The sequence below is a fragment of the Blautia hominis genome (assembly GCA_002270465.1).
Taxonomy (GTDB): domain Bacteria; phylum Bacillota; class Clostridia; order Lachnospirales; family Lachnospiraceae; genus Blautia; species Blautia hominis.
The window spans coordinates 121,994-135,585 of the sequence record NQOF01000007.1 but is presented as its reverse complement, the minus strand read 5'-3'; the positions used below and the strand labels follow the sequence as shown (position 1 = coordinate 135,585).

General features: G+C 42.9%; 14 protein-coding genes and 7 tRNA genes. 19 read left to right on the top strand and 2 right to left on the bottom strand.

Annotated features, from left to right (window positions below; genetic code table 11):
- Positions 1-276 precede the first annotated feature (276 nt).
- Positions 277-447, bottom strand: a complete 171-nt coding sequence (locus CI595_RS27400; RefSeq protein ID WP_162291933.1) for a hypothetical protein — start codon at positions 445-447, stop codon at positions 277-279.
- Between CI595_RS27400 and CI595_RS20595 the strand changes: the two genes are divergently transcribed.
- The 19 genes from CI595_RS20595 to CI595_RS20500 all read left to right on the top strand — a co-directional run bounded on the left by CI595_RS20595 (position 446) and on the right by CI595_RS20500 (position 12,979).
- Complete coding sequence (locus CI595_RS20595) at positions 446-2,065, top strand: AAA family ATPase (RefSeq protein WP_095175502.1); 1,620 nt, start codon at positions 446-448, stop codon at positions 2,063-2,065. The two genes, CI595_RS27400 and CI595_RS20595, sit on opposite strands and share 2 nt — an antisense overlap.
- Before the next feature lie 504 nt (positions 2,066-2,569).
- Positions 2,570-2,893: a hypothetical protein gene (locus CI595_RS20590; RefSeq protein ID WP_095175501.1), complete on the top strand. Its 324-nt coding sequence runs from the start codon at positions 2,570-2,572 to the stop codon at positions 2,891-2,893.
- A gap of 148 nt (positions 2,894-3,041) precedes the next feature.
- The gene (locus CI595_RS20585) at positions 3,042-3,371 is read left to right on the top strand and encodes a rhodanese-like domain-containing protein (protein WP_095175500.1); all 330 of its coding nucleotides are present in this window, start codon (positions 3,042-3,044) and stop codon (positions 3,369-3,371) included.
- A gap of 40 nt (positions 3,372-3,411) precedes the next feature.
- Entirely contained in the window at positions 3,412-3,954 is a 543-nt protein-coding gene (gene yfcE, locus CI595_RS20580; RefSeq protein WP_095175499.1) for a phosphodiesterase, read from the top strand.
- A complete protein-coding gene (locus CI595_RS20575; protein ID WP_095175498.1) occupies positions 3,954-5,105 on the top strand; it encodes a THUMP domain-containing class I SAM-dependent RNA methyltransferase in 1,152 nt (383 codons plus the stop codon). Before yfcE ends, CI595_RS20575 begins: the two co-directional genes overlap by 1 nt.
- 6 nt (positions 5,106-5,111) lie before the next feature.
- Positions 5,112-5,711 carry an XTP/dITP diphosphatase gene (locus CI595_RS20570; RefSeq protein ID WP_095175497.1) on the top strand — a complete coding sequence of 200 codons (600 nt, stop codon included), beginning with the start codon at positions 5,112-5,114 and terminating at the stop codon, positions 5,709-5,711.
- Positions 5,712-5,733: 22 nt separating this feature from the next.
- Positions 5,734-6,216 (top strand): metallophosphoesterase family protein, encoded by a 483-nt coding sequence (locus CI595_RS20565; RefSeq protein ID WP_095175496.1) that lies wholly within the window; start codon positions 5,734-5,736, stop codon positions 6,214-6,216.
- A gap of 229 nt (positions 6,217-6,445) precedes the next feature.
- A tRNA-Pro gene (locus CI595_RS20560) sits at positions 6,446-6,520 on the top strand.
- A gap of 28 nt (positions 6,521-6,548) precedes the next feature.
- Positions 6,549-6,619, top strand: a tRNA-Gly gene (locus CI595_RS20555).
- Positions 6,620-6,640: 21 nt separating this feature from the next.
- Positions 6,641-6,714, top strand: a tRNA-Arg gene (locus CI595_RS20550).
- 30 nt (positions 6,715-6,744) lie between these two features.
- Positions 6,745-6,818 (top strand) — tRNA-His (locus tag CI595_RS20545).
- 19 nt (positions 6,819-6,837) lie between these two features.
- Positions 6,838-6,909: transfer RNA gene (locus CI595_RS20540), tRNA-Gln, on the top strand.
- 19 nt (positions 6,910-6,928) lie between these two features.
- Positions 6,929-7,001, top strand: a tRNA-Lys gene (locus CI595_RS20535).
- A gap of 42 nt (positions 7,002-7,043) precedes the next feature.
- Positions 7,044-7,124, top strand: a tRNA-Leu gene (locus tag CI595_RS20530).
- 364 nt (positions 7,125-7,488) lie between these two features.
- Positions 7,489-8,166, top strand: a complete 678-nt coding sequence (locus CI595_RS20520; RefSeq protein ID WP_095175494.1) for a response regulator transcription factor — start codon at positions 7,489-7,491, stop codon at positions 8,164-8,166.
- Entirely contained in the window at positions 8,150-9,523 is a 1,374-nt protein-coding gene (locus tag CI595_RS20515) for a HAMP domain-containing sensor histidine kinase (protein ID WP_095175493.1), read from the top strand. The genes CI595_RS20520 and CI595_RS20515 overlap by 17 nt, the downstream gene beginning before the upstream one ends.
- 138 nt (positions 9,524-9,661) lie before the next feature.
- Positions 9,662-11,029: an ABC transporter permease gene (locus tag CI595_RS20510; protein WP_095175492.1), complete on the top strand. Its 1,368-nt coding sequence runs from the start codon at positions 9,662-9,664 to the stop codon at positions 11,027-11,029.
- Between the two features lie 13 nt (positions 11,030-11,042).
- Positions 11,043-12,332: an ABC transporter permease gene (locus CI595_RS20505; protein ID WP_095175491.1), complete on the top strand. Its 1,290-nt coding sequence runs from the start codon at positions 11,043-11,045 to the stop codon at positions 12,330-12,332.
- A gap of 14 nt (positions 12,333-12,346) precedes the next feature.
- Positions 12,347-12,979, top strand: coding sequence for an ABC transporter ATP-binding protein (locus CI595_RS20500; protein ID WP_095175490.1), 633 nt, complete (start codon positions 12,347-12,349; stop codon positions 12,977-12,979).
- A gap of 160 nt (positions 12,980-13,139) precedes the next feature.
- Here the strand turns inward: CI595_RS20500 and CI595_RS26370 are convergent, their stop codons facing one another.
- Positions 13,140-13,295: a hypothetical protein gene (locus tag CI595_RS26370; protein ID WP_018593020.1), complete on the bottom strand. Its 156-nt coding sequence runs from the start codon at positions 13,293-13,295 to the stop codon at positions 13,140-13,142.
- Positions 13,296-13,592 lie beyond the last annotated feature (297 nt).

Sequence of the window (13,592 nt, the reverse complement as noted above, 5' to 3'; positions counted from 1 at the left end):
GAAAAGCTCCTGCGGAATTTTTTTGCAGATGTGATGGGGGGAACATGATTTTACCGTATGAGCTACGAATATACACTTTTATGTCCCTATGTATCACAAATGGACGATGTATGACAAGTTCATAGAATATGCAGATATACGCCTAAGACATTAGAGGATTTCTGTAAATTTAAAGGATTATATGCATACTTTGCCTCTTTTACTCTACTTGAACAGCTAGTTGATCATCCCCTTATTTAATTATTTATACTCCCCTCGAAACACCCTGTAGCTCCCCTACAGGGTGTTTCTCTGTCTATTTATAAGGGGTTGGGGATACTTGCTTACCATATTTCGGAACTCGCCTGGCCGCCCCCGTAGTCTGCGGCTTTCACCTGTGGTAACGGCAGCCTCACCATCCTTGACGTAAGTAAGCCATCCCTTAGACTGTACAGTTGATAAGACCATGTTCATAAAGGATTGGTGGGAAGAGAAAGATGATGTTACGCTGATCACACGTCCGAGGCGCTTTGGAAAAACACTGACTCTCAGTATGGTGGAACAGTTCTTCTCGGTGAATTACGCCGGGACAGATATCTTTCATGGAATGAATATATGGAAGGAAGAAAAATATCGGGAGCTCCAGGGAACATACCCAGTGATTGCATTGAGCTTTTCCACTATTAAGGAGACTTCCTACAGCGAAGTGAAGAAGAAAATATGTATTTTGATTCAGTTATTATACAATAAATATGATTTTCTGCTGAAAGACAGTGTTCTAAATGCAAAAGAAAAAGAGTATTTTTTAAGTGTATCGGCTGATATGGAGGAGTATGAGGCTTCTTTAGCAATACATCGGTTATCGGATTATCTTTACCGATATTATGGTAAGAAAGTGATCATTCTTTTAGATGAATATGATACGCCTATGCAGGAAGCTTATGTTGGAGGATATTGGGACGAATTGGTGTCATTTAACAGAAGCCTGTTTAATGCAACTTTTAAGAATAATCCGTATATGGAACGTGCTATTATGACAGGAATTACCAGAGTTAGTAAAGAATCTATTTTTTCAGATTTGAATAATCTAATCATGATAACGACCACGTCAAATCAATATGCGGATGTCTTCGGATTTACAGAAGCAGAAGTGGATGAGGCCTTGCAGGAGTATGGATTGTATGACCGGAAAGACGAAGTTAAGCGATGGTATGACGGCTTCAGGTTTGGAAATCAAGAAGATATATATAATCCGTGGTCAATCATTAATTATCTGAAAAGCCATAATGCAGGTCCATACTGGGCTAATACCAGCAGTAACCGACTGATCAGTAGCCAGATCCAGAAGGGAACGGGACAGATAAAGGAGGCGTTTGAGCGGTTATTAACTGGGGAGACCATTACTACAGAAGTCGACGAGCAGATTGTATACGACCAGCTGGATTTTGACGAGAAAGCAATATGGAGCCTGTTGCTTGCCAGCGGATATTTAAAAGTGTGCGGAACAAAAGTACAGGATTCTTTGTATGAGTATTGGAAACAGGACTATACATTAGGAATTACAAATCTCGAAGTTATGATTATGTTCCGAAATATGGTAAGGGACTGGTTTTCCCCGACTTCATCTAATTACAATGGCTTCATTCAGGCATTGCTGAAAAATGATGTGGAAGCCATGAATGTTTATATGAATCGTGTTGCCCTAACGACTTTTAGTTTTTTTGACAGCGGAAGCCAGCCATCTGAAGAATGTGAACCGGAACGGTTCTATCATGGATTTGTTCTGGGCCTTATGGTTGAGTTGGAAAATCGCTATGTGATTACATCTAACCGGGAAAGTGGTTTTGGCCGCTATGACGTTATGATGGAGCCGAGAGACTTAAATGAGGCGGCAATGATTCTAGAGTTCAAAGTTCAGGATAGGAAAGAAAAAGATTTGGATGATACCGCCCGGTCAGCACTGCACCAGATTGAAGAAAGGGATTATGCCGCTTCTTTGGAAGCAAAAGGAATCTGCCGAGAAAGAATTTATAAATATGGATTTGCTTTTCAGGGGAAAAAGGTATTGATTGTAAATGGAGAGTGATAAGCAAAGGGACTGCATACATTCGCTGCCAGAGGTCTGGAGAACGGAATCCCGCCTAAGGTTATGCAGGAACTCTGGGCCACACAAGTATAACCATGCTCCATAAATGCTTAGTGGTGTAAAAGTGGTGTAAAAACTCTCCTGTGATCACTCACATCCCAGAGATGTAAATCACAGAAATCCCCCAACCCCTTATAAATAGACAGAGAAACACCCTGTAGGGGAGCTACAGGGTGTTTCGAGGGGAGTATAAATAATTAAATAAGGGGTTATAATGTAAAAAAAATTTTTGAAGGGTAAATTCTTTTTACAACCCATATTATAATATAAAAGGAAAAAAAATGCAATCCTTTTTTGACGAGATACGCATAACAAAAGGAAATATTAATGATTTTAGCCGGATAAATTGACGAAAAGAAGAAGAATTGAACAGTGGCGAATATTTTGGGGCAGAAAAGACATAATAAGACTGTAAATAAAAATGTACAACCAGGAGGTAAAGTCATGGCTAAAAATTATAGCAATGAGTCAAGCAACAACAAATCCACTAATGCAAATAACTCCCAGAATTCTCAGAACTCTCAGAACTCCAAGAATTCTCAGAACTCTCAGAACTCCCAGAACTCCCAGAACTCTCAGAATTCCCAGAATTCTCAGAACTCCCAGAACTCTCAGAATTCTCAGAATTCCCAGAATTCTCAGAAGAACTCCTATTCAGGAAACAAAAACGGAACAGAGAACTGCGGAACAAGAAACTCACAGAATGAGTCTTCTTCCAACAGCAAAAACTCTTCTAAAAACAACACATCCTCAGAGTACAACTATTAATTATAACTAAAAGAGGATACAGTCAGGGAGATTTCGGACAACATCCGGAATCTCCCTGATTTATGATGATAGAAACCGCGCGGGCGTGGTTTCTATTATTTGCGTCCTGGATTTGGTATGCATATAATAGAAGAAAAAGGTAATTCATATGACTGGTATTGAAACAATTTCAGCCCATGATCTGGATAAATATTATGGGGACAGGAATGTTATGATCATAGATTTGCGTGACAAAGAGGAATATGAAGCAAGCCATTTTGACGGAGCTGTCAACATTCCGTATGAGGAGCTTGATATCTTTGAAGCGCTTCCCGCCAATAAGACCCTTGTTCTTTACTGTGACAGGGGAAGCGCCAGCCTTTTGGCAGCCAGGGAACTGATGCAGAGAGGCTACCGTGTGAAATCCGTTGTAGGCGGTTTCCACGCATATAAAGGAACGAACTTGTATTTTCCCGCAGAGCATAGTAAAATAAGGTAGACGAAACAGCTTAATGAGAAAAACAGAGGAGAATATATCTATGAAATACATGTTTGCATCAGACATCCACGGTTCAGCCTATTTCTGTAAAAGGATGTTGGAAGCATATAAGGCGGAGAATGGAGACCGTCTGATCCTGCTGGGGGATTTGCTGTACCATGGTCCCAGAAATGACCTTCCCAGAGATTACGCGCCAAAAGAAGTCATCGCCATGCTCAATGAATACAAAAATGAATTGTATGTGGTACGTGGCAATTGTGACGCGGAAGTGGACCAGATGGTGCTCCAGTTTCCGATTATGGCTGATTACTGCATGATCATGGATGGGGAGCGCACTATTTACGCCAGCCATGGGCACATATATAATGAAGAAAATCTGCCGCCTATGAAAAATGGGGATATCTTTATACACGGCCACACCCATGTATTGCGTGCAGATAAGAAGGAAAACTATACTATCCTGAATCCGGGTTCTGTTTCCATTCCCAAGGAAGGAAATATCCCCACCTATGCGGTGCTGGAGGACGGCTTGTTCTCAATCCGCGGATTTGACGGGGAAATTGTTAAGGAGTTAAAATTATAATGGAAAAATTTGAATTGATCGCACCATGTCATTTTGGACTGGAAGCAGTATTAAAACGGGAAATACAGGATTTAGGCTACGAAATCAGTGAAGTAGAGGACGGGAAAGTGACATTTCTCGGAGATGCCGGGGCAATTGTCCGGGCAAATATGTTTTTGCGCACAACGGAGCGGGTACTTTTAAAGGTGGCTAAAATTAAGGCCGTCACTTTTGAGGAGTTATTCGAGAAAACAAAAGCTCTTCCCTGGGAAAAATATATCCCTCAGGACGGGAAATTCTGGGTGGCTAAGGCAAATTCTGTGAAAAGCCAGCTGTTCAGCCCTTCTGATATTCAGTCTATCATGAAAAAAGCCATGGTGGAACGCCTGAAAGCAGTGTATCATGTGGACTGGTTTGAGGAGGACGGGGCTAGTTTTCCGGTTCGTGTGGCATTTATGAAAGATGTGGCTACCATTGGCATTGACACATCAGGTATCTCTCTCCACAAGAGAGGATACAGGCAGATGACCAGCAAGGCACCCATAACAGAGACTCTGGCAGCAGCGCTGCTCATGCTGACACCCTGGAATAAGGACCGTATTTTGGTGGACCCATTCTGCGGAAGCGGAACATTTCCCATTGAGGCCGCTATGATTGCCGCTAATATTGCACCCGGACTGAACCGAAATTTTCTATGTGAGGACTGGAAACATCTCATTTCAAGAAAACATTGGTATGAGGTTCGGGAGGAAGCACAGGGAATGATCGATCTGTCTGTGGATACGGATATCCAGGGATATGACCTGGACCCTGAAATGGTGAAGGGAGCCAGAGAAAATGCGGAGAGGGCAGGTGTTGACAAGCTGATACATTTTCAGCAGAGAGACATCAAAGACCTGAGCCATCCTAAGAAATACGGCTTTATTGTCACCAATCCTCCATACGGAGAACGCCTGGAAGATAAGGAGAATCTTCCTTCCCTTTACGAGACCATAGGAGAGCGTTATCAGGCGCTGGATTCCTGGTCTATGTATCTGATCACAGCCTATCAGGACGCAGAGCGCTACATAGGAAGAAAAGCAGATAAAAACAGGAAGATATACAATGGCATGATAAAAACGTATTTCTATCAGTTTTTGGGGCCGAAACCCCCAAAGAAAAAGAGGAGTTAACAGCAGATGAAAAGATTGATCTTTGCAACCGGCAATGAAAATAAGATGAAAGAGATCAGGGAGATCATGGAAGGCCTTCCGGTTGAAATTTTATCCATGAAAGAAGCAGGTATTGAGGCTGACATTGTGGAAGACGGCATGAGTTTTGAGGAGAACGCACTGATCAAAGCACGGGCCGTCTGCAGGCTGGCTGGTGAGATGGTGCTTGCAGATGATTCGGGGCTGGAAGTGGATCATCTCAACAAGGAACCGGGTATTTACTCTGCACGCTATATGGGAGAGGATACCTCTTACAAGATTAAGAACCAGAATATCATTGATCGTCTGGAGGGGGTGCCGGATGAAAAACGTACGGCCAGATTCGTATGTGCCATTGCGGCTGTATTTCCGGATGGCAGGGAGCTGGTGACGCGGGGGACAATAGAGGGCATGATCGGTTATGAGGAAAGAGGGGAGAACGGATTCGGATATGACCCCATTTTCTATCTTCCTGAAAGGGGCTGCAGCACTGCCCAGCTTCCGCCGGATGAGAAAAACAGCGTGAGCCACAGAGGAAATGCCCTGCGCAGTATGAAAGATTTGCTGGAGAAGGAACATTTATTATAATAAATGGAAAGGACTTTCAAATATGAAGGTATTAATTGTCAGCGACACCCATGGTCATGAAGGAAATCTGGAGAAGGTTTTGGGAAAAGTGGGAGATATCCAGCATTTGATCCATTTGGGAGATGTGGAAGGGCATGAGGACTATATTGAGGCAATCTCAGGATGTCCCGTACATATAGTGGCAGGAAATAATGATTTCTTTTCCGAACTTCCCAGGGAGGAGGAGCTGTGGCTGGAGGATTACCATGCACTGCTCACACATGGACACTACTATGGTGTATCCATGGGGACCAGCCGTCTGGAGGAGGAGGCACGTGCCAGAGGATTCCATATTGTCATGTACGGGCACACCCACAGACCTGAGCTTAAAATAGAGGAAGATCTGACGGTATTAAATCCGGGAAGTATCTCTTATCCCAGACAGTGGGGACATGAACCCAGCTATATCCTTATGGAAATCGACAGGGATGGGGAAGCTCACTACACAATTAATTATCTGAAATAATAGAAAAATCATATGAATGGCATCTGGGGAGGGCTCACAGGTGCCATCCCCCAAAAGGTATGTATTTTGACCGGAACTGATATGGGAAATAGGGAAAACCAGGGAAATATGTCAAAAAATGGAATAGATAAAAATATTCCTAAAAAAAGTGTTGACTTTTCACTTTCCCTATGGTATATTTTATCTTGCGTCAGGCAAGAGCACTTGCGTAAGACGGTAAGATACCTTTCGGGGTGTGGCTCAGCTTGGCTAGAGCGCCTGGTTTGGGACCAGGAGGTCGCAGGTTCGAATCCTGTCACCCCGATGTTTCAACAAGTGCAAGTAGTGCCCGTGCGGGTGTAGTTCAGTGGTAGAACACCAGCCTTCCAAGCTGGATATGTGGGTTCGATTCCCATCACCCGCTTTCGGTTTTAAAACCGAGGATGTGTTTGTAGCTCAGTTGGATAGAGCAACGGCCTTCTAAGCCGTGGGTCGGGGGTTCGAATCCCTTCAAGCACGCTTGTGTCGAAAGATGCATAATGGATTATGGTGGGTATAGCGCAGTTGGTTAGCGCGCCAGATTGTGGCTCTGGAGGCCGAGGGTTCGAATCCCTTTACCCACCCTTGCCGTTACGGCGCTCTTGGGCTATCGCCAAGCGGTAAGGCACAGCACTTTGACTGCTGCATTCGCTGGTTCGAATCCAGCTAGCCCAGTTCAAAGTTTCAATATTATGGAGCATTAGCTCAGTTGGTAGAGCACTTGACTTTTAATCAAGTTGTCCGGGGTTCGAATCCCCGATGCTTCACTGGAACAAGCAGGTGCTTGTTCCTATTTTTTTCTGTAATATGCGGATATGGCGGAATTGGCAGACGCGCCAGATTTAGGTTCTGGTGTCTACGACGTGCAGGTTCAAGTCCTGTTATCCGCAGTTATGTAGCAGAGCAACTCCTATATTAAGAAAGTTGCGACTAAATTAAGGGTCCTTTCCGAGAGGGAAGAGGCTCTTTTTTTGCGTTGTCACATAATAGTAGGAAGAAATATGGACGTGAACAAATGCAATGTACAGTTCACGAAAGCCAGTAAAGATGATATATAGTGAGTTCTTGTTTGTGGGATTCAGTGCTTTTTTTTCTGCTATGCTAGTAATGGACAGAATTGTTTTACTGGAAATTACTTGTAAATCACCAGAACTAAACCAAAATGAAATCATTCTGTGTTATCCTTAATTAGGGCATTTTTGATAATGGCCGCCTCACTTTACAAGTTTAGGTTATAACAGGAGGGCATTTATATTGAAGGCAAATATCTTAATTATTGAAGATGAAACAGAGATACAGAATATTTTAAAAGAATTATTGACCGATGCAGGCTACAAAGTGGATGTAGCCGGAGATGGGCTGGAAGGCATCACGGATTTCAGACAGAAGGAGTATGATTTAGTCCTGCTGGACCTTATGCTGCCTAAAATTGACGGATATGCCGTCTGTGAAATGATTAGAAAAGAATCGCAAGTTCCTGTGCTCATGCTGACGGCTTTGGATGAGGAGGACGACCAGGTGAGAGGCTTTGACGTATTAGCGGATGATTATATGACGAAGCCTTTTTCACTTAAATTAGTGCTCAAACGGGTAGAAGCATTGCTTAGACGGTCCGTCGAGGCGGAGAATACAGAAGACGGGGACTGCCTCTGCCATGGGAATATCCGGTTGGACCCGGTGGGGGTACAGGTTTTCGTATCAGGCAGCGAAGTACCTTTAACAAAGTTAGAGTACGACCTGCTCGTCCTTTTTATGCGGAATAAAGGAAGGGTATTTACAAGAGACGAACTTCTCAATCTGGTGTGGGGGTATGATTATGCGGGATATGAAAAGGCAGTCAACATCCACATCATGAATTTACGGCGGAAACTGGATCTGGACTGTATCGAGACTGTCAGAGGGGTGGGATATCGATTTGCGAAAGAAGATTAAAAGCAGTATATTTGCGAAAATGTTTCTAAGCATTGGAGCCATTCTGATCATAACCAGTTTATTGATCTATGGTATTGTGATGTTTGTAACGCCCCAAAGCTATAAAGCTGAGGCTAATCGGAATTTTTCTAAAAATTCTGAACAGCTTGCTGAGGCATTGCAAAAAGCAGCCAGAGATGAAGCAGAAAAAATAATCACAGCTTTCTGTCTTGAAAACAATGCAACAGTATCATTACAGGGAGAAGGAGAAAGTCTTACATTTGGCAAAATTGATGTTTTACAGAAAGGCAGTACAGAGAATGTAGGCGCAACACAGACTGTAAGTTCGGTAATCCGATTTATAGATTCTGATACTCCTTATAGCCTGATGATGGCTCAAGGGATGAAAGGTGTAAATGAGATGGCAGCTGTTTTTAAAAGGCTTCTGCCATGGATCTTTCTTCTTATTGTTCTTATTTCTATCATTGGCTCCTTTCTATGCAGCCGGATATTGGCAAGGCCTGTTTTACAGATAAGCCGGATATCCAAAAGGATGTCAGAACTGGATATGACCTGGCACTGTGATGTTAACCGGACTGATGAACTGGGTGTGCTGGCAAAGAGCCTGAATACTATGGCAGAGAAGCTAAATGGCACGATGTCAGAATTAGAAGGAGCAAACTATCAGCTTCAGGAGGATATTAAAAAAGAAAAAGAGCAGGAACGGCAACGCCGAACCTTCTTCGCAGCCGTTTCCCATGAACTAAAAACCCCGATTACCATTTTAAAGGGGCAGGTAGAAAGTATGATTTATGGAATTGGAGATTATAAGAATAAGGAAAAATACCTCCCATTGACATTGGAAACAATTGAGCGCATGGAGAATCTGGTAAAGGAGATCCTGACGGTTTCAAGGCTTACATCCGATGATTTCAGACTGGTGAAGCAGAGTGTAAACATCCGTCTGAGCGTGTGCGAACTTATAGATGTCTATGCTCCATTGGCACAAAAGAAGAATATAAGGCTGGACAGCAGTGCTTTGTGTGATGTTGTCATACAGGTTGACAGAAAGCTGTTTGAAAAGGTAATTTCAAACGTATTGAATAATGCGATCAAATATTCCCCGGATGGGGCAGAGGTAAAAGTTGAATTGACAGCGGAAGCTTTGTTGATAGAAAATACAGGTGTCCATATCCCGGAAGATTATCAGGAGAATCTGTTTGCACCTCTCACCCGTGTGGAGGCATCACGTAATACACACACCGGTGGCAGCGGTCTGGGGCTTTATATTGTCAAAACAATTTTGGATTTGCATGGGTTGTCTTGCACCATACACAACAGTGCGCATGGAGTTTGCTTTACGGTATACTTCAAATAAAACCAAAACTAAATCAATCCTAATTCATAACAAAACCATCCTTTTATATACTTTGAATTGTAGTTAAGCACAACTGTTTATGATCCTAAACAGATACAGCAAAACTGCATTCAGAACATATGAAAGGATGGTTTTATTATGAATGTATTTAGACGGTCATTGCTCTATATGAAAAGAAAAAAAGGACAGACTGTCACCTTGTTTACACTATTTTGCCTGATATCGGCATTTCTGCTTATCTGCTTTTCGATACTGGCGGCAGCCGATACTGCGGCAAAGGAACTGCGGACATCCATTGGAGGGGCATTCTATCTGCGTCCTGCATCTGGTTTTGATTTAGAAGATGGTAAGATGATTCGCAGTGAGGGGGGAACTTCAGCTATTACAGATGACAATATCAGGGAAATAATGGAAGGAGGGAACATAAAATATTGCAACGCATTAAATTATGGCTATGCAAAAAGTGACGCATTGGACTTTATCCCGGGTGAAGGTTTCAATGATGGGAGCAATATGGGGAAAGTAGCTGCTATGAATTATACTTCTCTGGCAGACCAGTTTATAGAAAATAAGCTGGAACTTATAGAAGGACGCCACCTTACAAAAAAGGATAAGAATAAAATACTGATAAGTGAAGAGCTTGCTTTGGCTAACCAGTTAAAAGTTGGTGATCGTGTGAAATTCACCCATGCGGGTCTTAATAAGGCTGACGGGGAGTACCAGGATTCGATTCCGATAAAGAATGCATTTTCAGAAGCTGAGATTGTCGGTATTTATAAAGATAAGACAGGACAGCCGGGGGAGGCTGGTACCCCCACACCGGGGCGCAAAGAAAACCTGATATTCTCTGACCACAATTTTTTAGTGGAACTGAATGAGCAGAAGGAGGGAGAGTACAAAGGAGAAGTGAATTTCTATGTCTCAGACCCGCTCTTGTTAAAGGAAATTATAAGTAAAGTAGAAAAGATGGAAACCATTGACTGGGGAGATTTTGCCCTCCGGGAGAATGATTTTCAGTATAAGGAGATAGCAGGCAGCCTCGGTGCAATCCAACATCTGATTAAAATTTTGATCGTATGTGCTTCTGCGGCGAGTATGGCCGTGCTGATCCTGATCCTTACCATGCGTATTCGGGGACGGGTGCATGAGGCAGGAATCCTGCTGGCAATAGGCAAGACAAAAAAGGAGATAGCCGGACAGTTTGTGGCAGAGGTGTTGGGTGTCTTTCTGGCAGCATTCCTGTGTTCAGCAGTCCTGTCCTATTTGACAGCGGATGGCATTGATAACATGGTGTTTGGGGGGCTATTGAAAACAAGCATTGATATAGGTGCTATTGAAACTGGATTTGCAAAAGGAACTGAGGTAAAACAATATCTACAGTTTGATGGCAGTCTGGCACTGATTCTGTTATTGGGACAGGGAGTGGCTGTGACGGCAGCCGTGGTGTTATCCAGCTTTAAAGTGATGTCCCTGAAGCCAAAAGAAATTTTAACAAAAATGAGTTAGGAGGAACGAGATCATGAATTTTATTAGGCGTGCATTGCTGTATTGCAGGCGACAGAAGCTACGGAGCCTACTTTTATTTTTAACGATAACCTGTCTGGCGGCTTTTGTCCTGACTGGCATCGCAATTCAGAAGGCAACCATAGATAATGCAGAAAATCTGAGGACAGAGGTGGGCGGTATCGTCCGGCTGGAGGCAGATGTTGAGAATGGTCCGCGGACGACACAAGAAGGGGAAAACGGAGCAATACACTCCTATGTAGGAGATTTTGTCGCAGAGAAACTGGTCAATGCGATTAAAAAGATCGAAGGAGTAGTAGGGATAAATGCTCAGAATGAACAGGGCTTTTGGGGGTCAGGAATTAATTTTGACTATATACCCGGGCAATTCAGCATGGGAGAAATGCCAGTGCCTAACACTGCCGTTTTAAATTCTGAAAACAGCGACCCATTCCAAAGTGGAAAGTTCACGCTGGAGGAAGGACGCCATATTACGGAAGAGGATAAACATGTAATTATCCTTTCAGAGGAAGTAGCCAAACGGAATCAGCTTAAAGTTGGGGACAAAATACAACTATATAACATGGATATAGATGGTGAAGTGACATTGGAGCTTATTGGGATCTATTCAGGTGCAGGAGGCACAGGCGGAGATGCTATGATAGCATCACAAATTCCGGAGAATGCCGGGTTTGTAGACTTTACCACGATGCGTGAGAATTTTGGGCGTGAGATTGAAGGATATCCGAGCATTGACATATTGGTAAATGACCCGGCAAGGATTGAAGCCGTACGTGATGAGGTTGAGAATTTGCCGGAAATGAAAGGTAAGACCCTAAAGACCAGGATTATCAATGAGGAATACGAAGCTATATCCAACCCATTGGAATCCATACAGAATTCAGTAGGTATGGTGGTAACAGCAATAGCAGCAGTAGGTATAGCTATACTTGGACTCCTTCTATTTTTGTGGACAAAGAACAGAAAGCAAGAGGTTGGCATACTTCTGGCAGTTGGAAAAAGTAAAGCAGACATCATCGGACAGCTTTTAGCGGAAAACTTTGTCGTGGCAGCACTTGCTTTTACTGCATCATATTTTCTGACTGGACTGATTGCCGATAAAGTTTGTGCGATTCTCGCAGGCCGGACAGGTGTGGATGCAGACACGATTAATGTGGGCGTGACGATAGGGCAGACAGTCTCTGTCTGTGGAATTGGATTTCTGGTGGTCGGGCTATGTGTAGCAATTGCGTCCTATACGGTAATCCGTCTGAAACCAAAAGATATTCTTACAAAAATAGATTAGGAGGAATTGAAATTATGAGCATTATGAAAACAGAAAATCTGACGTATTTATACCGTTTGGGGAATCCAATCTTAAAAGGAGTAACAACTGAATTTGAAGCCGGTAAATTATATGCAATACTCGGTCCGTCCGGCTGTGGGAAGACAACCTTTCTTTCTTTACTTGGTGGCTTGGATGTGCCTGCCATGGGAAAAATATTTTTCAACGAGGAGGAACTGAAACAAGTTGATTTGGTAAAACACAGGAAAGAGCATGTATCTTTTATTTTTCAAAGTTTTAACCTGATTGATTATATGACACCTATAGAAAATATAGCTCTGACATCCCGCCTTCCGGCCATGCCTGTTTTAGAAAAACTTGGGCTTACAAAAGATGAAGCCAAACGGAATGTGCTGAAGCTTTCCGGCGGTCAGCAACAGCGGGTGGCTATAGCACGGGCATTGGCAAGTGAGGCGCCTGTCATTCTGGCAGATGAGCCGACGGGGAATCTGGATGAAGATACGGCATCGGAAATTGTGGAAATACTTAAGCAAAGCGCACATCAGATGAATAAATGCGTGGTTGTGGTCACCCATTCTAATGAGCTGGCAAGACAGGCTGATGTGGTTTTGAAACTTCGCAAAGGAAATATAGTTAACGGGCTTTAGATATGTGACCTTATCAAGTTTTCGGCTATCCATTCCTTCAGCTGGTTTATCTGGTCGGCAGTGGGGGCAGGTTCAACTCTTGTGATCTGCAGAGCAGAAACAAAAAAGGACTTCCGGCTCAGTTTATACTGAGAAGGAAGTCCTTTTTGCGTTCAGGCGGTTATCTGCCTTCTGACTCTGCCACTATATCTTCTAAAACTTTGATCAAATCAGGCAGGGATTCTAAGTGGACATTTCGTTCCAGAATACAGTTTTTTAAATCAACAGACAGAGTTTCAAATTTGTCCCGGATTGCCGGGGATATATAGGATGCCATAAAATCACCTCAGCAATAGGATGCACCTGCAGTCAATAAAATATGCAAAACAGGTGAACGATTTTTATAAGCGAAGTCGATTTTTGTCGAATATTTACATACGATATGAAGAGAGATGATAAAAAAGCGGGAATTTATATGCATAGATACAGCTTGAATATGCATTGCTTTTCTGCGTTAATAGAGTATTTGGACAAAATTAACGAAAATATAGCAGATATAGGTTAAATATTGTAAAAACATTGACATGATACTCTGGAATTGCTATAATTACAATACTAAGTGCGATAATATAAT

Excerpts from the sequence above, each read along its gene's own strand:
- CI595_RS20595 (WP_095175502.1), top strand. The coding sequence starts at position 446 with ATGTTCATAAAGGATTGGTGGGAAGAGAAAGATGATGTTACGCTGATC.
- CI595_RS27400 (WP_162291933.1), bottom strand. The coding sequence starts at position 447 with ATGGTCTTATCAACTGTACAGTCTAAGGGATGGCTTACTTACGTCAAG.
- CI595_RS20590 (WP_095175501.1), top strand. The coding sequence starts at position 2,570 with ATGGCTAAAAATTATAGCAATGAGTCAAGCAACAACAAATCCACTAAT.
- CI595_RS20585 (WP_095175500.1), top strand. The coding sequence starts at position 3,042 with ATGACTGGTATTGAAACAATTTCAGCCCATGATCTGGATAAATATTAT.
- yfcE (WP_095175499.1), top strand. The coding sequence starts at position 3,412 with ATGAAATACATGTTTGCATCAGACATCCACGGTTCAGCCTATTTCTGT.
- CI595_RS20575 (WP_095175498.1), top strand. The coding sequence starts at position 3,954 with ATGGAAAAATTTGAATTGATCGCACCATGTCATTTTGGACTGGAAGCA.
- CI595_RS20570 (WP_095175497.1), top strand. The coding sequence starts at position 5,112 with ATGAAAAGATTGATCTTTGCAACCGGCAATGAAAATAAGATGAAAGAG.
- CI595_RS20565 (WP_095175496.1), top strand. The coding sequence starts at position 5,734 with ATGAAGGTATTAATTGTCAGCGACACCCATGGTCATGAAGGAAATCTG.
- CI595_RS20510 (WP_095175492.1), top strand. The coding sequence starts at position 9,662 with ATGAATGTATTTAGACGGTCATTGCTCTATATGAAAAGAAAAAAAGGA.
- CI595_RS20505 (WP_095175491.1), top strand. The coding sequence starts at position 11,043 with ATGAATTTTATTAGGCGTGCATTGCTGTATTGCAGGCGACAGAAGCTA.
- CI595_RS20500 (WP_095175490.1), top strand. The coding sequence starts at position 12,347 with ATGAGCATTATGAAAACAGAAAATCTGACGTATTTATACCGTTTGGGG.
- CI595_RS26370 (WP_018593020.1), bottom strand. The coding sequence starts at position 13,295 with ATGGCATCCTATATATCCCCGGCAATCCGGGACAAATTTGAAACTCTG.